Origin of the sequence: Sphaerisporangium siamense (genome assembly GCF_014205275.1) — a bacterium.
In the GTDB taxonomy this organism is placed as follows: Bacteria; Actinomycetota; Actinomycetes; order Streptosporangiales; family Streptosporangiaceae; genus Sphaerisporangium; species Sphaerisporangium siamense.
The window spans coordinates 8,302,651-8,320,129 of record NZ_JACHND010000001.1 but is presented as its reverse complement, the minus strand read 5'-3'; the positions used below and the strand labels follow the sequence as shown (position 1 = coordinate 8,320,129).

Sequence of the window (17,479 nt, the reverse complement as noted above, 5' to 3'; positions counted from 1 at the left end):
ACGCCGCGGACCCCGGCGCGGCCGCCAGAGCGCGGCCCCGCCGGGGTCCGCCGCGGTTCAGGGGGGCGCGCGGCGTGCGGAATAGCCGGCGCCGGGGCGGCGGTTGACCGTGGACATGACCGCCACCGCATTCGACCCGCACGCGCTGCTCGCCGAGAGCAGGCTGGGCGTGCTCGCGACGATCAAGAAGGACGGCCGCCCCCAGCTTTCTCCGGTCACGCCGTACTACGACCGGGAGGCGGGCGTCGTCTACGTCTCGATGACGGAGGGACGCGCCAAGACGGCGAACCTGCGCAGGGACCCCCGGGTCTCGCTGGAGGTCACCGGCCCGGACGGCGGGTCGTGGGCCACCGCCGAGGGCACCGCGACCCTCGTCGGGCCGGGGACCGACCCGCACGGCCCCGAGGTCGAGGCCCTGGTGGGCTACTACCGCAGCGCCGCGGGGGAGCACCCGGACTGGGAGGAGTACCGGTCGGTGATGGTGTCCGACCGCCGGGTGCTGATGACGATGACGGTCGAGCGCGTCTACGGCCGCAAACTGCGCTGACGGCGCCAGGCAGAGGTTCCGCACCCGCGGGCGGCGTGGCGTGAGGGATCACGGACGTCGCCCGCGCGGGACGTGCGCCCAAGCCGTACGGGCCAGGGACGTTCAGAGGGCGGCGGGGTCCTTGGCGAGTCTCTGGCTGAGGACGGCGCGATGGGTGGGGAGCGCCTCGGCGTGGCGGCGGCGGCCGTCCTCGGTGATCTGGACGAAGACCCCGCGCCGGTCGTCGGGGCACATGTTGCGGCACACCAGCCCGGCCTTCTCCAGCCGGGAGATCAGGCGTGACAGCGCGCTCTGGCTGAGGTGGACGGCGTCGGCCAGTTCCTGGACGCGGTACTTGCCGTGCTCGGACTCCGACATCCGGTCGAGGACCTCGAAGTCGCTGACGCCGAGATCGTGCTTGTCGTGCAGCTCACGGTCCAGCGCGCACCAGGTCGTCGCGTGGCGGGCGAGCAGCTCGCGCCAGGAGCCCACGACATCGGTGTCGTCCATGTCCGGACTATAGCATGCACACTCAATAGATGCACGCGAATTAAATGCTTGTGCATTGAATGCATGTGCATGTAGTGTCCTTGCTCATGATCCCCTCCTCACCAAGCCAACGATGGGATGCGCGCCTCTGGGGGGCGCTGACCGTGCTGTGCGCCGTCGTCTTCCTCGACGCCCTCGATGTCTCTATGGTCGGAGTGGCCCTTCCGTCGATCCAGGCCGACCTCGGCCTCAGCACTTCGTCCCTGCAGTGGGTGGTCAGCGGCTACGTCCTGGGGTACGGCGGGCTGCTGCTGCTCGGCGGGCGCACCGCCGACCTGCTCGGACGCCGCCGCGTGTTCCTCATCGCGCTCGCGGTCTTCGCCGTGGCCTCGCTGCTCGGCGGCATCGTGGACAACGGGGCGCTCCTGATCGCCGCGCGGTTCGTCAAGGGCATCAGCGCCGCGTTCACCGCGCCGGCCGCGCTGTCCATCATCACCACCACCTTCCACGAAGGGCCGGCGCGCAACCGGGCGCTGAGCATCTTCACCGCCTGCGGCGCGAGCGGGTTCTCGCTCGGCCTCGTCCTGTCCGGCTTCCTCACCGAGCTCGGCTGGCGCTGGACGTTCCTCATGCCGGTGCCGGTCGCGATCATCGCGCTCGTGGCGGGCTTCAAGCTGCTGCCCCGGCACTCGGGGGAGGAGCGCGCCACCGGCGGCTACGACCTCGTCGGCGCGACCACCATCACCGGCTCGATGCTGCTGTTCGTGTTCACCGTCGTCCAGGCGCCCGAGGCCGGATGGACGTCGGCCCGCACCCTCGGCGGCGTCGCGGGAGCCGTGGTCCTGCTCGCGCTGTTCATCGCCGCGGAACTGCGCGTCAAGCACCCGCTGGTCAGGTTCGGCATCCTCAGGTCCGGCCCGCTGGTGCGCGCGAACCTGGGGCTCGTGATCCTCTTCGGGTCCTACGTCGGCTTCCAGTTCGTCGCGATGCAGTACTTCCAGAACCTGCTCGGATGGTCGGCCCTGCAGACCGCGCTGGCGTTCCTCCCCGCCGGCCTTCTCGTCGCCGTCACCTCCAGCAAGATGGGCGACCTCGCCGACCGGTTCGGCACCGCCCGGCTGATCGCCATCGGCTCGCTCGCGCTGGCCGGAGGGTACGTCGTCTTCCTCCGCGCGGGCGACCACCCCAGCCTGGCGACGATGGTCATCCCCGGCATGGTGCTGCTGGGCGTCGCCTTCGCGCTCACCTTCCCGTCGCTGAACATCCAGGCGACGGCCGGGGTGCCGGACGACGAGCAGGGGCTGGCCTCCGGGCTGCTCAACACCTCCGGCCAGGTCGGCGGCGCGCTCGTGCTGGCCGTCGTGACCGCCGTGGCGACCGCCGACGGGGGCGCGGTCACCATGTCGGCCGTCCGGTCCTCCTTCGTCGTCTGCGCCGTCATCGCCCTCGTCGGGCTCGGCATCGCCCTCACCGGCCTCATCCGCACCCGGACCTCGGGCGCGACGGAGACCGTCTCCGCGGCCGAGGACGCGAAGGTGCTGGAGACCATCTGACCGCGTTCACCGCGATCACCGACCGCCCTGTCCAGGGCCACCGACGAGCCCCCGGCGCCGCGCGCGCCGGGGGCTCCACCCTTGTTACCGGGCACATCGGACACATTTTCGGGATCTCACGTTTCCGGCCGAACGCCTGAGGCATTCTCGGCATCAAAGAAATCACGCAGCGGGAACCGGCCGCGCCCCCGGGGACCAGCGCACGGGACCGCCCGCGGTCGCGGCACCGGTGGAATCCGGGCCCGGCCACACCAGGCGGGACCGTTCCACGGACCGACGATCCCAGGAGGTCGAGGCCATGAGAAGGACCGCCGCCGCCATCGCCATCGCCCCGCTCGCGCTCCTAGCGGCGTGCGGGAACGACGCAGGCCCGCCCCCCGGCGCCACGGTCACCGCGACCGTCTCCGTCACCCCTTCCGCCCCCGCGTCCGGCGCCCCGGCGACCCCCGCCGTGACCCCCACTGAGGTGCCGGTCACCCCGTCGCGCAGCCACACGGCCGCCACGCCCGACCAGCCACCGCCCACCCGCGGCGAGCCCGTCCAGGTCAAGCGCAGCCCCGCGAGCCCGCCCCTCGTCACGGGCGTCCGCTACGCCGGGCACGAGGGGTACGACCGGGCGGTCATCGACCTGCGGGGCGCCCCCACCGGCTACCGCGTCCGCTGGGTCGCCCAACTGTTGCAGGACGGCTCGGGTGACCCCGTCCCCGTCAAGGGCGGCGCCTACCTCCAGGTCTCCATCAGCCCCGCCGGGGCGCACACCGAGGACGGCAAGCCGACGTGGGAGCGGGTCCTGCGCGCCGGCCTGCCGAACCTCCAGAGCGTCGTGCGGACCGGCGACTTCGAGGGCGCCGTCACCATCGGCCTGGTGCTGCGCCACCGCGCGGCCTTCAGGGTGGACGAGCAGGCGGCGCCGTACCGCCTGGTCATCGACATCGCCCACTAGCACGGCGGTGCCCGGCCGCGGTCGCGGTCTAGACTGGCCGCGTGGTGCGCAAAATAGCGGGGGCGACCCGCGTCCCGGTGCCCGGCGGCAAGGTCATCGACGAGTACGTCGGCCGCGTCAACAGCGGCGACGCCGAGGTGTCCATCGCCCGCATGGTGGCCCCCGCCGGCTGGGAGGAACCCGCCCAGACCCCGGAGTTCGCCGAGTACACCCTCGTGCTGCGCGGCGTGGTCGTCGTCGAGCACGAGGAAGGCGTGACCGAGGTCGGCGCGGGCGAGGCGTTCGTCAGCCACCCGGGCGAGAAGATCCGCTACGCGGCCGGGCCGGACGGCGCCGAGTACATCGCGGTGTGCCTGCCCGCCTTCTCGCCCGAGACGGCGGGCCGCGACGCCTGACCCGCCGCGTCCCCGTCCGCCACGGCCCGGGGGCGACGCCGTGCCGTGAGAAAGCGGGCCGCGGCCCTCACCCGGGGCACTGCTTAGGATGTTGCGATGACCCACCAGCCAACGCTCGACGAGATCCGCCAGGCGCCCAAGGTCCTGCTGCACGACCACCTCGACGGCGGCGTCCGGCCGCGCACCGTCGTCGAGCTCGCGCGGGAGACCGGCTACGACGGCCTCCCGACCGGCGACGTCGAGGAGCTGCGCGCGTGGTTCCGCGAGGCGTCCGACTCCGGGTCGCTGGAGCGCTACCTGGAGACCTTCGCCCACACCGTCGGCGTGATGCAGACCCGCGACGCCCTCGTGCGCGTCGCCGCCGAGTGCGCCGAGGACCTCGCGGACGACGGCGTCGTCTACGCCGAGGTGCGGTACGCCCCCGAGCTGCACACCTCCCGCGGGCTCAGCCTGGACCAGGTCGTCGAGGCCGTGCTCGAAGGGTTCCGGCAGGGCTCGGAGGGCCGGGGCATCCGCGTGGGCGCGCTGCTCACCGCCATGCGCCACCAGGCCAGGTCCATGGAGATCGCCGAGCTGGCCGTGCGGTACCGCGACGTCGGCGTGGTCGGCTTCGACATCGCCGGCGCCGAGGCGGGCTACCCTCCCACCCGCCACCTGGACGCCTTCGAGTACCTCCAGCGCGAGAACGCGCACTTCACCATCCACGCCGGCGAGGGCTTCGGCCTGCCGTCGATCTGGCAGGCCATCCAGTGGTGCGGCGCCGACCGCCTCGGGCACGGCGTGCGCATCATCGACGACATCCAGGTCGCCGAGGACGGCGCCGCCAAGCTCGGCCGCCTGGCCGCCTACGTCCGCGACAAGCGCATCCCGCTGGAGATGTGCCCGACGTCCAACCTGCAGACGGGCGCGGCGACCTCGCTCGCCGAGCACCCGATCGGCCTGCTGCGCCGCCTCTACTTCCGCGTCACCGTCAACACCGACAACCGGCTGATGAGCGACACCAGCGTGTCCCGGGAGTTCGCCCGGCTGGTCGAGACCTTCGGGTACGGGTGGGATGACCTGCAGTGGTTCACGGTCAACGCCATGAAGTCCGCCTTCATCCCGTTCGACGAGCGTCTCGCGCTGATCAATGGGGTCATCAAGCCCGGCTTCGCGCAGCTCAAATGGCAGGCGTGAGCGGGCTTGAGCATCACGCCGCAGGCGTTACCGTGGTGACCGCACGGCGAAGCGGGAGGGTGACGGTGAGCGAGCGGTGAAGCCTCAGATTTTCCGTTCCAAGACGGCCTGGGTTCTCGGCTGGGTGTGGATGGCCTTCGCCGCGTTCAACGGCGCCGATCTGATCCTCAACGGCCGCATCCCGTCGGCCATGGTGGCGGGCGCGGTCCTCGCGGTGCTCACCGCGGCCGTCTTCGTCGGCTGCCTGCGCCCGGCCATCGTCCCCCGCGAGGACGGCATCCTCGTGCGCAACCCGCTGCGCAACGTCTTCGTGCCGTGGAAGGCCGTGGACGGCGTCCAGGTCTCGCACGCGATCACCATCGAGTCCGGCGACAGCAGCGTCCGCTGCTGGACGCCGCAGGCGTCGGCGCGCGAGCGGGCCAAGGCCGTGCGGCGCGGGACGGTCGCCACCCCGGCCAAGCAGGGGCGCTACCCGACGAGCCGGCCGCAGGTCTCCAAGGCCGAGCAGGCCGCGCTGACGGCCATGGCGGGCCGCACCCACGCCGACTGGGTGGCCCAGCAGCTCACCGACACGGCCGAGAAGAAGTCCCGCGACCCCGGCGAGCGCCGTCCTCTCACCATGACGTGGTCGCCGTCGGCCCTGTCCGCGCTCGCCGCCGCCTTCGTCTTCGTCATCGCCGCCCTCATCGTCACCTGACCGGCCGCCCCGGTCCGCGAAACGGTCAGAGCGCCAGAGCCGCCGCGACCGCCGTGCGCAGCGAGGACAGGGCGTCCTCCGCGCGGGCGCGGGCGGCGGCCACCTCGTCCCCGGCCGGCAGCACCACTTCCAGGTAGCACTTCAGCTTCGGCTCGGTGCCCGAGGGGCGGATCACCACGCGCGCGCCGCCGGACAGGCGGTAGCGCAGCCCGTCCGTGGGCGGCAGGCCGTCGACGCCCGCGGCGAGGTCGTCGGCGGACACCACCGCGTGGTCGCCGAGCCGCGCCGGCGGGGCGGACCGCAGCCGCGCCATGGCGCCGGCGATGAGCGACAGATCGTCCACGCGCACCGAGAGCTGCGCGGTCGCGTGCAGCCCGTACGCCCGCGCCTGCCGGTCCAGCAGGTCCAGCAGCGTCAGCCCGTCGCGCCGCGCCTCGGCCGCCAGCGCGGCGATCGTGAGCGCGGCCCCGATGCCGTCCTTGTCCCGCACCGGCAGCCCCCGGTCGCCGCCGACCGTGTACCCGAGCGCCTCCTCGTACCCGTAGACCAGCCCGTCCCCGGCCCTGACGATCCACTTGAAGCCGGTGAGCGTCTCGGCGTGCCGCACCCCGTGCGCCTCGGCGATCTTCCCGAGCAGGGACGACGACACGATCGAGGCGGCGACCAGCCGTCCCGGGCCGGAGGTGCGCGTGATGACGTACTCGCCGAGCAGGCCGCCCACCTCGTCGCCGGTCAGCATGCGGTACCCGCCGCCGGGCAGCGGCACGCCCACGGCGCAGCGGTCGGCGTCGGGGTCGTTGGCGATGATCAGGTCGGCCCCGGTCTCGCCCGCCAGTTTCAGCGCGAGGTCCATCGCGCCGGGCTCCTCCGGGTTCGGGAACGCGACCGTGGGAAAGTCCGGGTCCGGGGTGAACTGCGCCCTGACGACGGACGGCTTCGCGAACCCGGCGGCGCCGAACGCCCGGCGCAGCAGTGCGCCGCCCACGCCGTGCATGGGCGTGTAGGCGACGCTCAGGTCACGGGCCTCGCCCAGCGGCAGGGCGGTGACGGCGGCCAGGTACGGCTCGACGATCGCCGCGTCGGCCAGCGTCTCCCACGCGCCGCCCAGCGGCAGCGCGTCGACCGGGCCGACCGCGTCGATGACGGCCGAGATCTCCTCGTCGAGCGGCGGCACGATCTGCGCCCCGTCGCCCCAGTACACCTTGTAGCCGTTGTCCCGGGGCGGATTGTGCGACGCGGTCACCATGATCCCGGCGTCCGCGCCCAGGTGCCGTACGGCGAAGGCGAGGACCGGGGTCGGCCGGTGCTCGTCCATCAGCGAGACCCGCAGCCCGGCCCCGGTCAGCACCGCCGCGGAGTCGCGGGCGAAGACGTCGGAGTTGTGCCGGGCGTCGTACCCGATGACGACGTGCCGGCCGGGGCCGAGCCGTGCGGCCAGCCCGGCGGCGGCGCGCATCACGGTCACGCGGTTCATGCGGTTGGGCCCGGCGCCGAGCTCGCCGCGCAGCCCGGCGGTGCCGAACTCCAGCTTGGCCCCGAAACGGTCCTGGAGCCCGGCCGTGTCGCCGGCGTCGAGGAGGCGGCGCAGCTCCTCGCGCGTCTCGGGGTCCGGGTCCTGCGCCAGCCACTCCTCGGCCCGCCGCACGAGATCAGTCATCGCCGCCCTTACTCGCATGAATGTGCGTATGTCGCAATAGGCCGGCCCGAGGCGTGGCACGCCTCGGTGGCACGGCCTCAGAGCTTGCCGACGACCTTGGCGAGCAGCACGCCCATGCGGGCCGCGGTCGCCCGGCCCACCGCCAGCACGTCCTGGTGGTCGAGCGGCGTCCCGGCCAGCCCGGCGCCCGGGTTCGTCACCAGCGAGACGCCGAGCACCTCGGCGCCGCCCTCCCGCGCCGCGATGGCCTCCAGCACGGTGGACATGCCGACCAGGTCACCGCCGAGCGCGCGCAGCATGCGGATCTCGGCCGGCGTCTCGTACGTCGGGCCGCGGAACGCGACGTACACCCCCTCCGCCAGCGACGGATCGGCCTCGCGGGCCAGCTCGCGCAGCCGCGGCGAGTAGACCTCGGTCAGGTCCACGAACGTCGCCCCGGTGATGGGGTTGGCGCCCGTGAGGTTGATGTGGTCGCTGATCAGCACGGGGTCGCCGACGTTCTGCACCTCCGGCCGCAGACCTCCGGCGGCGTTGGTGAGCACGACCGTCCCGGCCCCGGCCGCGATCGCGGTGCGCACCCCGTGCACGACCGGCGCCACGCCCCTGCCCTCGTACAGATGGGTGCGGCCCAGGAAGATGAGGGCCTTGCGCCCGGACTCGGTGTCCACGGCGCGGATCACCCCGGAATGGCCGGCGACGGACGGCGCGCTGAAGCCGGGCAGCTCGGTCACCCGGTGCTCGGAGATCGTCGTCCCGATCGCGTCGGCGGCCGGGACCCAGCCCGACCCCATGACGAGGGCCACGTCGAAGGAGTCGACCCCGGTCAGCTCCTTCAGCGCGACCGCGGCCTCCGCGGCGAGGGCATACGCGTCATTGCTCACGTTCACCGAGGCTACCGGGCGATAGCGTCGATCCGCACGGGACCCGCGCGCGGTCAGGGGGCGGCCGCGCGCGCCGTACGGGCCGTGGCGGTGGCCACGAAGAGCGCGTGCAGGTCGCGGGCGGCGCGCGGCGCCGACCCGGCCAGGGGACGCTGGAGCACCAGCAGGACCTCGGTGTCGTCCCCCTCGATGGGCCGGGAGGTGATCGCCCCGCACCTCTCCAGCGGGTCGTCCAGGACGCTGAAGTCGGGCAGGACCGTGACGCCGAGCCCTTCGGCGACCATCAGCTTGCCCATCTCGGCCCCGTCCATGGAGTAGGAGAACGCCGGGTTCCGGCCCTCCAGGAGGCGGTGCAGGTACCGGTGCATGACGTACCCGGACCGCATGGCGATCAGCGGCTCGGTCAGCAGGTCGTCCGGGGTGAGCGCGGGCAGCGCCGCGAGAGGGCTGCCGGTCCGCACGCACGCCACCGGGCGGCCGCGCAGCAGCTCGGTCGTGTGGAAGCCCGGCGGCAGGTCGTCGCCCGCGAGGTAGTTGACCAGTCCCAGGTCCAGGCCGCCCTCCAGCAGGCCCCGGTGGATGTCGGCCTGCTGGGCCTGGACGACCTCCACCTGCGTGCGCGGGTAGGAGGCGCGGAACTCGCGGACGACCGGCACCAGCAGCGGGACGGTGGCCGCGTTCACCGTGCCGAGGCGGACCATGCGGCTGCTGTGGTGCTGCTCGCCGGCCGCGCGGCGCAGCCGGTCCACGGCGTCCAGCACGCCGATGATGTGCGGCAGCAGCTCGCGCCCCTCGTCGCTGATCTTCGCGCCGGACCGCCTGCGGTCCAGGATGTCCACGCCGAGCTCGCGCTCCAGGTTGCGGACGGTCTCGCTCAGCGCCGGCTGTGACAGGTGGAGCGCCTCGGCCGCGCGGCGCAGCGACCCGAGGCGGGTGACGGCGGCGATGTACTCAAGCTGCTCGATGCGCACGGGCCCGTCCCTTCCCGCCGATCACCCGCGGCCCGGTGGAAGGGTCGCCCTATCACCGCTTCGCGGATACCTAATCGACTACCAAGCTATCCTATCGGTAAAGTTGCAAATAGATCGACAGGGACGTACGGGCCCCGCGCGAGGCGGGCCGCCCGGACCGACCGATCGTCCGAGGTGCCGCGAGGAGATGGCGCGATGAAGAAGGGTCCCCGACAGCTCACCTGCCGCCGCCACGTCGACCTCGTCCGCGTCTCCAGCGCCCTCTGTCGGCCCCGCGCCCGGCGCGGAACGCCGAGCCGCACCGTCTCGGCCTGACCCCACCCGCACCCGGCGACCCCCGCCGCGAACACCCCGTGCGCCGGCGGCCCGTCCGCGCCCCGCCCCTTCGCCGTGCCGCTCCATGGCCGTTCCATGGCCGCTCCACGGCTTCTTCATGCCTCCTTCACCCGTCCGGGAGTCAACCATGTCCGTCCAGCCGGCCCCAGAACCCCTGCGCTTCGCCTACTGGGTCCCGAACGTCAGCGGTGGCCTGGTCACGAGCACGATCGAACAGCGCACCGACTGGGGGTACGACTACAACCGCGAGCTGGCCGTCCTCGCCGAGAACAGCGGGTTCGACTACGCGCTCAGCCAGGTCCGCTACATGGCCGGCTACGGCGCCGAGTACCAGCACGAGTCGACCGGCTTCAGCCTGGCCCTGCTGCTCGCCACCCAGCGGCTCAAGGTCATCGCCGCCGTCCACCCCGGGCTGTGGCACCCCGGCGTGCTGGCCAAGCTCGGCGCCACCGCCGACCACCTGTCCGGCGGGCGTTTCGCGGTGAACGTCGTCAGCGGCTGGTTCAAGGCCGAGTTCACCGCGCTCGGCGAGCCCTGGCTGGAGCACGACGAGCGGTACCGGCGCTCGGAGGAGTTCATCCGCGCGCTGCGCGCCATCTGGACCGAGGACCACGCCGAGCTTGCCGGCGACTTCTACCGCGTCCGCGACTTCACGCTCAAGCCCAAGCCGCTCGCCGTCCCGGGCCGTCCCCACCCGGAGATCTTCCAGGGCGGCAACTCCACCGCGGCCCGCGCCATGGCCGGCCGGGTCTCCGACTGGTACTTCAGCAACGGCAAGGACTTCGACGGCGTCACCGAGCAGCTCCGCGACGTGCGCGCCTCCGCCGCGGCGGCCGGCCGCCGCGTCCGGTTCGGGCTGAACGGCTTCCTGATCGCCAGGGACACCGAGGCGGAGGCCCGCGAGGTCCTGCGCGAGATCGTGGCCAAGGCCGACACCGAGGCCGTGCGCGGCTTCGGCGCCGCCGTCCGGCAGGCGGGCCGGTCCACGGCCGACGGCAAGGGCATGTGGCAGGACTCCACCTTCGAAGACCTGGTCCAGTACAACGACGGCTTCCGCACCGGTCTCATCGGCACGCCCGAGCGGATCGCCGAGCGGATCGTCGCCTACAAGCGCCTCGGGGTCGACCTGTTCCTGCTCGGCTTCCTTCACTACCTGGAGGAGGTCGAGCAGTTCGGCAAGCGGGTCCTCCCGCTCGTCCGCGAACTGGAATCACAGCTTCCCGAGGAGACAAGCGCCTCCGCGCCGGCGCGTGTGTGACCCACCCATCCCCATTCCTCTCACACCCCCTCACATCCGAGGAGACGCGCATGAGCATCGCCGCACCCGCGGACTGGAAGGCACTCCCCGGCCCCACCGACCCCCAGGGCTGGATCAAGCGCGCGACCGAGGTGGCCGCCGTCCTCGCCGTCGACGCCGCCGCCCGCGACCGCGCCGGAGCCACCCCGCACGACGAGATCCGCCTGCTCAAGGACTCCGGCCTGGTCACCCTGCTCGGGCCCGCCGAGCACGGTGGTGGCGGCCAGAAGTGGCCCACCGCCTACAAGGTGGTCCGCGAGGTCGCCAAGGCCGACGGCTCGATCGGCCAGTTGCTCGGCTATCACTACCTGTGGAACTGGGCCGCCCGCCTCGTCGGCACCCGCGAGCAGTGGGAGCAGGTCGAGGCCGAGGCCGCGCGCGGCCGGTGGTTCTTCGGCGGCGCCGTCAACCCCCGCGACGACGACGTGGTCGTCCGCGACGAGGGCGACACGCTGGTGTTCAGCGGGCACAAGTCCTTCTCCACCGGCGGCAAGGTCTCCGACGTCACCGTCCTGGAAGGCGTGCTCGACGGCACCGACAAGCACGTCTTCGCCATCGTCCCCTCCGGCAGCCCCGGGCTGACCTTCAACGACGACTGGGACAACATCGGCCAGCGCCTCACCGAGAGCGGCAGCGTCACCCTCGACGGGGTGCGCGCGCCCTGGGCCGGCGCCGCGGGATACGTCGACAAGGAGTTCCGGCCCCGCGTCTACAACACGCTCAACGTGCCGACCATCCAGCTCGTCTTCGTCAACTTCTACCTCGGCATCGCCGCCGGCGCCCTGGAGACCGCCGCCGCCTACACGCGCACCCGGTCGCGCGCCTGGCTGCACGGCGGCTACGAGAAGGCGACCGACGAGCCGTACGTCATCGACGCCTACGGCGACCTCACGGCCAAGCTGTGGGCCGCCGAGGCCCTGGCCGACCGGGTGGCGGAGGAAGGCCAGCCGCTGCACGACGACCCCGACGCGGTCACCCCGGCCGACCGCGGCAGGTTCGAGGTCAGGGTCGCCGCCGCCAAGGCCGTCAGCACCGAGGTCGCCCTGGAGGTCACCAGCCGCATCTTCGAGGTCACCGGGGCGCGGGCCACCACCACCGGCCAGGGCCTCGACCGGTTCTGGCGCAACGTCCGCACCCACACGCTGCACGACCCCGTCGCCTACAAGCGCCGCGAAATCGGCCGCCACATCCTCACCGGAGACCTCCCCGAACCGACCTGGTACTCCTGACCCCACCCCGCCCCGCCGGACCCAGAGTCCGTCCACCACCGTCCGCCTCCCTGCATCCGGTCCCCGGAGCCGTCCATCCCGGTCCACCTCCGGGTCACGGGCCTCGGAGCCGTCCGTCACCGTCCACCTCCGGCCTCCGGGCCTTCCACGACCGTCCGGCTCCGAGCCTCCGGGGACACGCCGCCTGCGTGCGCCTCCCGGTCCCCGACCGACCGTCCGCACGCCGGACCGGTACGCCGCGCGCACGGCATACCGGTCCGGCGCACCACCTCGTACCTCGCCCCCGCCTCCTCTCACCCGCCGCTCCGCTCGTCACCGAGGTGATCCTCCATGGCCACCATCCTCTCCGTCTCAGGGAGCCCGTCCCCGGTCTCGCGCACGGCCCGTCTGTTGCGTCACCTCGCCGCCGGGCTCGCCGCGCGAGATCACAGCGTGATCCCCCTGGACGTTCGCCTGCTGCCCGCGCAGGCCCTGCTCGGCGCCGACTTCGACCACCCGGCGCTCGTCGAGGTCCGCAGGCTCATCGACCGGGCCGACGGCCTCGTGATCGGCACCCCCGTGTACAAGGCGGCGTACTCCGGGCTGCTCAAGTGCCTGCTGGACCTGCTGCCGCAGTACGCGCTCGCGGGCAAGACCGTGCTCCCGCTCGCCACCGGCGGCACGACCGCCCACGTCCTCGCCATCGACTACGCGCTGCGCCCCGTCCTGTCCTCCATGGGCGCGGCGCACATCGTGCAGGGCTGGTTCGTGCTGGACCGGCACATCACCGTCATGGAGGGCGGCGGCGTCGTGGTCGAGCCGGACACCCAGCTCGCGCTCGACGACGTCCTCGACCGGTTCTCCGCCGCGCTCGGCCGCTCCGCGCTGGCCGCGCCCGTCTGCTGACCCTCCCGAGCCCGCCCGGCGAGCGCGCCCCGCTCGACGCCCGGCCATCCAGACCCGTACACCAGGAGGCATACCGTGCCCGTGCCGCCCCCGAGGGCCGCCGACACCGCCCACGTGATCATCGACGAGGCCGAGGCCCTGGCCGTCGCCCGCGAGCTGTCCGCCGCCTTCCGTGCCGGCGCCTCGGAACGGGACGCGCGGCGCGAGCTGCCCCACGCCGAGCTGGACCGTCTCTCGGCCAGCGGGCTGCTCGGCGTCACGATCCCCGCCTCGCACGGGGGGGCCGACGTCCCCGCGCACGTCCTCGCCGAGGTCATGCGCCTGCTCGCCGCGGGCGACGCGAGCCTGGCGCAGATCCCGCAGAGCCATTTCGTCTACGTCAACGTGCTGCGCCGCCAGGGCACCCCGGAGCAGCGGCGGTTCTTCTTCCGCGAGGTGCTGGACGGGCGCCGCTTCGGCAACGCCCAGTCCGAGGCGGGCACCAGGCACGTCCAGGACATCCGCACCCGGCTCACCCCCGTCGGCGGCGGCTACCTGCTCAACGGCCTCAAGCACTACTCGACCGGCGCGCTGTTCGCCCACTGGATCCCCGTCCTGGCCCGCGCCGAGGACGACGCCCTGCACGTCGCCTACGTCCCGCGCGACGCCCCCGGCGTGACCGTGGTGGACGACTGGGACGGCATGGGGCAGCGCACGACCGCCAGCGGCACCGTCCGCCTGGAGGACGTCGCCGTGCCCGCCGACCGCGTCGTCCCGCACCACCTGACCTTCCAGGGGCCCCAGCTGCACGGCGCGGTGGCGCAACTGCTGCACGCCGCCATCGACGCGGGCATCGCCGCGTCCGCGCTGGAGGAGGCCGTCGCGTTCGTCCGCACCAAGAGCCGGCCGTGGTTCGAGAGCGGGCTGGACACCGCGGCGGAGGAGCCGCTGCTCATCCAGCGCTTCGGCGAGCTCGCGCTGAAGGTGCGCGCGGGCGACGCCCTGCTCGCCGCCGCGGCCCGCGCGATCGACGACGCCACCGCCGACCTCACCGACGCCACCGCGGCCGAGGCGTCGATCGCCGTCGCCGCCGCGAAGGCGCAGACCGCCGCCGCGGCCGTCGAGACGGCGGACGCGCTGTTCGAGGTGGGCGGCACGCGCGCGGCCCTGGACGGACTCAACCTGCACCGCTACTGGCGCGACGCTCGCACCCACACCTTGCACGACCCCGTGCGGTGGAAGGTGCAGCACATCGGCCGCTACGTCCTCAACGGCACCCTCCCGCCCCGCCACGGCCTCCTCTGACCCCGTCTTTCCGGGACGCGCCCCGTCCGCCGTCCTCTTCCTCCTGGAGCCTTCCATGAGTCTGGTCTTCCACTGGTTCCTCCCCACCTACGGGGACAGCCGTCACGTCGTCGGCGGCGGTCACGGCCTTCCGGCGGGGGCGGCGGGCGGGCAGCGGCCCGCGACGCTCGGCTACCTCACCCAGATCGCCCGCGCCGCCGAGCAGCTCGGCTTCGAGGGCGCGCTGACCCCCACCGGGTCCTGGTGCGAGGACGCCTGGCTCACCACCGCCATGATCGCCCGGGAGACCGAGCGGCTGAGGTTCCTCGTCGCGTTCCGCCCCGGCGTCGTCTCCCCGACCCTGGCCGCCCAGATGGCCGCCACCTTCCAGCGGTACGCCCCCGGACGGCTCCTGCTGAACGTGGTCACCGGCGGCGAGAGCCACGAGCAGCGCGCGTACGGCGACTGGCTCGACAAGGACGCCCGCTACGCGCGCACCGGAGAGTTCCTCTCCATCGTCCGTGCCCTGTGGCAGGGGGAGACGGTGACCGCGAAGGGTGAGCACATCCAGGTCGAGGAGGCCCGGCTCGCCCGCCTGCCCGACCCGGTCCCGCCCATCTACTTCGGCGGCTCGTCCCCGGCCGCCGGCGAGGTCGCGGCCCGGCACAGCGACGTCTACCTGACCTGGGGCGAGCCGCCCGCCGCCGTCGAGAGGAAGCTGGACTGGATGCGCGGGCTCGCCGCCGCGGCCGGGCGCACGCCGCGCTTCGGCATCCGGCTGCACGTGATCACCCGGGACACCGCGGCCGAGGCGTGGGCGGAGGCGCGCCGCCTGCTGGACGGCTTCTCCCCGGAGGCCGTCCGCGCCGTCCAGGCCGGGCTGGCCCGCAGCGAGTCCGAGGGGCAGCGCCGCATGCTCGCCCTGCACGGCGGCGGCACCACCGACCTGGAGGTCTCGCCCAACCTCTGGGCCGGCATCGGCCTGGTCCGCGGCGGCGCGGGCACGGCCCTGGTGGGCAGCCACGCCGAGGTGGCCGAGCGCATCCTCGAATACCACCGCCTCGGCATCGACGAGTTCATCCTCTCCGGCCACCCCCACGTCGAGGAGGCGTACTGGTTCGGCGAAGGCGTCCTCCCGATACTCTCCGCCTCCGGCCACTGGACCCACCCCACGACCCCGGCCGACACCCCCCTCGAAGTCCCCTTCGCCACCGGCGCCACACGATGAGCCCGTGAGCGTGAGCCGCACCGGGGCCTCGCTCACATCGCCGGGGACCCCGCGGTGGGCTGACATAATCGCCCGGTGACGCTCCCCCTCGAAGTCATGGCGGGCCCCGCCGTGGCCGCCCGGCGACACCGTCTCCTCGCGATGCTGATCGACGGCGTCCTGCTCTTCCTCGTCAACCTCTGCCTCGCCGCCCTGCTGGAGCCGAGGTGGTTCGGAGGCTCGGCCGCCGGGGCGTATCCGGACTCCTCCGGAGGGGCGCTGGAGGTCTACTTCGGCAACCCCTTCCGTGATCCGTACTGGTTCATCGACCTCATGGTGGGGGTCATCGCGGCGCTCTACTTCTGGGGCACGCACCTCCGCTGGGGGCGGACGCTCGGCAAGAGGCTGTGCCACATCAAGGTCGTCTCCCTCGACGGCGGCGCGTTGACGTCGCGGCAGGCCGGAGTGCGGGCCGCTTCCTATTCATTGGTGGTGCTGGTGCCCTACATCGGACTCGCGCTCGCCTTCGCCGACCAGCTATGGCTTCTCGGCCCGGGCAAGAGGTGCCTTCACGACCTTCTGGCGGACACCGTCGTCATCGAGGACTCCCGCCGCGCGTGATCAGCCGCGCGCCTGAGAAAGTGGGATCCGGATCGTGGTCCAGGCCATGGGATCCGGCCATGAGCCGGAGACCATGGAACGCCGGGACCGCTGAGCCTGAGCGGAGGGTGCGGGACATGACGGAGCTGGACGCGCGGGCGGCGAAGCTGGACGCGGGGGATCCGCTGGGGTATCTGCGTGCCGAGTTCGATCTGGACCCCGCCGTGGTCTATCTGGACGGGAACTCGCTCGGGGCGCCGCCGCGGCAGGTGGCGGGGCGGGTCGAGGAGGTCGTCAGGAAGCAGTGGGGGCGGCGGCTGATCAGGTCGTGGCCTGAGCGCTGGTGGGTCGCGCCGGAGCGGGTGGGGGAGAAGATCGCCCCGCTGGTGGGCGCGGCGCCCGGGCAGGTGGTCGTGGCGGACTCGACCAGCGTCAACGTGTTCAAGGCGCTGGTGGGCGCGGTGCGGCTGGCGCCGGGGCGCCGCGAGATCGTCGTGGACGCGACGACCTTCCCGACCGACGGGTACGTGGCCGAGTCGGCGGCCGAGCTCACCGGGACGATGGTGGTGCCGGCCGTCGTGGACGAGCTCGACGACGTGCTGAGCGAGCGGACCGCGGTGGTGCTGCTCAACCAGGTGGACTACAAGACCGGCAGGCTGCACGACATGGCCGCGGCCACCGAGAAGATCCACGCGGCGGGCGCGCGTGCGGTGTGGGACCTGTGCCACAGCGTGGGCGTGCTGCCGATCGAGCTGGACGCCCTGGGCGTGGACGTGGCCGTCGGGTGCACCTACAAGTTCCTGAACGGCGGCCCCGGCTCGCCCGCGTTCATCTACGTGCCGCGTCACCTGCAGGCGGAGTTCCGCCAGCCGCTGCCCGGCTGGGGCGGGCACCGCGACCCGTTCGCGATGGAGCCGTCCTACGACCCCGCGCCGGGCATCGCGCGGGCCCGCGCCGGGACCCCCGACATCCTGTCGCTGCTGGCGCTGGACGCGGCGCTGGAGGTCTGGGACGGCCTGGATCTGACCGCCGTGCGGGCCAAGGGCCTGGCGCTGACCGGGTTCTTCATGGAGTGCGTGGACGAGCTGCTGGGGCACGCGGTCGAGGTGGTGACGCCGCGCGGCGAGTGGCGCGGCCACCAGGTCTCGCTGCGCCACCACGACGCGAGGACGCTGGTCGCCGAGCTGACGGCCCGCGACGTGATCGGCGACTACCGCCCGCCGGACGTCCTGCGCTTCGGCTTCGCCCCGCTGTACGTGACCTACGGGGACGCGCTGCGCGCCGCCCGCGCCCTGGCGGACCTGCTGGCAGAGACGGGCTGAGACGCGGCGGGCGGACCTGCCGCCGGGACGGACCCAGAGGCCGGCGGGCGGA

The 17,479-nt window shown here is 73.3% G+C and carries 18 protein-coding genes; 14 read left to right on the top strand and 4 right to left on the bottom strand.

The window, feature by feature from the left end; translation table 11 throughout:
• The first annotated feature begins 115 nt into the window (after positions 1–115).
• Positions 116–547: a PPOX class F420-dependent oxidoreductase gene (locus BJ982_RS37410; RefSeq protein WP_184608094.1), complete on the top strand. Its 432-nt coding sequence runs from the start codon at positions 116–118 to the stop codon at positions 545–547.
• Positions 548–649: 102 nt separating this feature from the next.
• Here the strand turns inward: BJ982_RS37410 and BJ982_RS37405 are convergent, their stop codons facing one another.
• Positions 650–1,036 (bottom strand): MarR family transcriptional regulator, encoded by a 387-nt coding sequence (locus tag BJ982_RS37405; RefSeq protein WP_184888028.1) that lies wholly within the window; start codon positions 1,034–1,036, stop codon positions 650–652.
• Positions 1,037–1,122: 86 nt separating this feature from the next.
• On the opposite strand from BJ982_RS37405, the gene BJ982_RS37400 reads away from it, so the two are divergent.
• The 5 genes from BJ982_RS37400 (at position 1,123) to BJ982_RS37380 (ending at position 5,779) form a co-directional block, all read left to right on the top strand.
• The gene (locus BJ982_RS37400; protein WP_239122680.1) at positions 1,123–2,568 is read left to right on the top strand and encodes an MFS transporter; all 1,446 of its coding nucleotides are present in this window, start codon (positions 1,123–1,125) and stop codon (positions 2,566–2,568) included.
• A 298-nt stretch (positions 2,569–2,866) separates the two neighbouring features.
• Entirely contained in the window at positions 2,867–3,511 is a 645-nt protein-coding gene (locus tag BJ982_RS37395; RefSeq protein WP_184888024.1) for an AMIN-like domain-containing (lipo)protein, read from the top strand.
• Between the two features lie 41 nt (positions 3,512–3,552).
• The gene (locus tag BJ982_RS37390; protein WP_184888022.1) at positions 3,553–3,906 is read left to right on the top strand and encodes an AraC family ligand binding domain-containing protein; all 354 of its coding nucleotides are present in this window, start codon (positions 3,553–3,555) and stop codon (positions 3,904–3,906) included.
• Positions 3,907–4,002: 96 nt separating this feature from the next.
• Positions 4,003–5,082, top strand: a complete 1,080-nt coding sequence (locus tag BJ982_RS37385) for an adenosine deaminase (RefSeq protein ID WP_184888020.1) — start codon at positions 4,003–4,005, stop codon at positions 5,080–5,082.
• A 76-nt stretch (positions 5,083–5,158) separates the two neighbouring features.
• Positions 5,159–5,779, top strand: a complete 621-nt coding sequence (locus tag BJ982_RS37380) for a PH domain-containing protein (protein WP_184888018.1) — start codon at positions 5,159–5,161, stop codon at positions 5,777–5,779.
• A 25-nt stretch (positions 5,780–5,804) separates the two neighbouring features.
• Here the strand turns inward: BJ982_RS37380 and BJ982_RS37375 are convergent, their stop codons facing one another.
• From BJ982_RS37375 to BJ982_RS37365, 3 genes are all read right to left on the bottom strand, one after another.
• Complete coding sequence (locus BJ982_RS37375) at positions 5,805–7,436, bottom strand: phospho-sugar mutase (RefSeq protein WP_184888016.1); 1,632 nt, start codon at positions 7,434–7,436, stop codon at positions 5,805–5,807.
• A gap of 77 nt (positions 7,437–7,513) precedes the next feature.
• Positions 7,514–8,317 (bottom strand): purine-nucleoside phosphorylase, encoded by an 804-nt coding sequence (locus BJ982_RS37370; protein WP_184888014.1) that lies wholly within the window; start codon positions 8,315–8,317, stop codon positions 7,514–7,516.
• Positions 8,318–8,370: 53 nt separating this feature from the next.
• Complete coding sequence (locus BJ982_RS37365) at positions 8,371–9,288, bottom strand: LysR family transcriptional regulator (RefSeq protein ID WP_184888012.1); 918 nt, start codon at positions 9,286–9,288, stop codon at positions 8,371–8,373.
• Positions 9,289–9,483: 195 nt separating this feature from the next.
• Here BJ982_RS37365 and BJ982_RS41070 point away from each other — a divergent pair, with 195 nt between their 5' ends.
• The 8 genes from BJ982_RS41070 to kynU all read left to right on the top strand — a co-directional run bounded on the left by BJ982_RS41070 (position 9,484) and on the right by kynU (position 17,427).
• On the top strand, positions 9,484–9,603 hold the full coding sequence (locus BJ982_RS41070; protein WP_373869591.1) for a putative leader peptide: 120 nt from the start codon (positions 9,484–9,486) through the stop codon (positions 9,601–9,603).
• 148 nt (positions 9,604–9,751) lie between these two features.
• Positions 9,752–10,882 carry a dimethylsulfone monooxygenase SfnG gene (gene sfnG, locus BJ982_RS37360; protein WP_184888010.1) on the top strand — a complete coding sequence of 377 codons (1,131 nt, stop codon included), beginning with the start codon at positions 9,752–9,754 and terminating at the stop codon, positions 10,880–10,882.
• Positions 10,883–10,932: 50 nt separating this feature from the next.
• On the top strand, positions 10,933–12,150 hold the full coding sequence (locus BJ982_RS37355) for an acyl-CoA dehydrogenase family protein (RefSeq protein WP_184888008.1): 1,218 nt from the start codon (positions 10,933–10,935) through the stop codon (positions 12,148–12,150).
• A 330-nt stretch (positions 12,151–12,480) separates the two neighbouring features.
• On the top strand, positions 12,481–13,035 hold the full coding sequence (gene ssuE, locus BJ982_RS37350; protein WP_184888006.1) for an NADPH-dependent FMN reductase: 555 nt from the start codon (positions 12,481–12,483) through the stop codon (positions 13,033–13,035).
• A 75-nt stretch (positions 13,036–13,110) separates the two neighbouring features.
• Positions 13,111–14,319 carry an SfnB family sulfur acquisition oxidoreductase gene (locus BJ982_RS37345; RefSeq protein WP_203958846.1) on the top strand — a complete coding sequence of 403 codons (1,209 nt, stop codon included), beginning with the start codon at positions 13,111–13,113 and terminating at the stop codon, positions 14,317–14,319.
• Positions 14,320–14,374: 55 nt separating this feature from the next.
• On the top strand, positions 14,375–15,526 hold the full coding sequence (locus BJ982_RS37340; protein ID WP_184888004.1) for an LLM class flavin-dependent oxidoreductase: 1,152 nt from the start codon (positions 14,375–14,377) through the stop codon (positions 15,524–15,526).
• Positions 15,527–15,601: 75 nt separating this feature from the next.
• Entirely contained in the window at positions 15,602–16,126 is a 525-nt protein-coding gene (locus BJ982_RS37335; RefSeq protein ID WP_184888002.1) for an RDD family protein, read from the top strand.
• Between the two features lie 116 nt (positions 16,127–16,242).
• Positions 16,243–17,427 carry a kynureninase gene (gene kynU, locus BJ982_RS37330; RefSeq protein ID WP_184888000.1) on the top strand — a complete coding sequence of 395 codons (1,185 nt, stop codon included), beginning with the start codon at positions 16,243–16,245 and terminating at the stop codon, positions 17,425–17,427.
• The last annotated feature ends 52 nt before the right edge of the window (positions 17,428–17,479 follow it).

Coding starts and splice junctions, on each gene's coding strand:
- BJ982_RS37410 (WP_184608094.1), top strand. CDS start 116: ATGACCGCCACCGCATTCGACCCGCACGCGCTGCTCGCCGAGAGCAGG.
- BJ982_RS37405 (WP_184888028.1), bottom strand. CDS start 1,036: ATGGACGACACCGATGTCGTGGGCTCCTGGCGCGAGCTGCTCGCCCGC.
- BJ982_RS37400 (WP_239122680.1), top strand. CDS start 1,123: ATGATCCCCTCCTCACCAAGCCAACGATGGGATGCGCGCCTCTGGGGG.
- BJ982_RS37395 (WP_184888024.1), top strand. CDS start 2,867: ATGAGAAGGACCGCCGCCGCCATCGCCATCGCCCCGCTCGCGCTCCTA.
- BJ982_RS37385 (WP_184888020.1), top strand. CDS start 4,003: ATGACCCACCAGCCAACGCTCGACGAGATCCGCCAGGCGCCCAAGGTC.
- BJ982_RS37375 (WP_184888016.1), bottom strand. CDS start 7,436: ATGACTGATCTCGTGCGGCGGGCCGAGGAGTGGCTGGCGCAGGACCCG.
- BJ982_RS41070 (WP_373869591.1), top strand. CDS start 9,484: ATGAAGAAGGGTCCCCGACAGCTCACCTGCCGCCGCCACGTCGACCTC.
- sfnG (WP_184888010.1), top strand. CDS start 9,752: ATGTCCGTCCAGCCGGCCCCAGAACCCCTGCGCTTCGCCTACTGGGTC.
- BJ982_RS37355 (WP_184888008.1), top strand. CDS start 10,933: ATGAGCATCGCCGCACCCGCGGACTGGAAGGCACTCCCCGGCCCCACC.
- ssuE (WP_184888006.1), top strand. CDS start 12,481: ATGGCCACCATCCTCTCCGTCTCAGGGAGCCCGTCCCCGGTCTCGCGC.
- BJ982_RS37340 (WP_184888004.1), top strand. CDS start 14,375: ATGAGTCTGGTCTTCCACTGGTTCCTCCCCACCTACGGGGACAGCCGT.
- kynU (WP_184888000.1), top strand. CDS start 16,243: ATGACGGAGCTGGACGCGCGGGCGGCGAAGCTGGACGCGGGGGATCCG.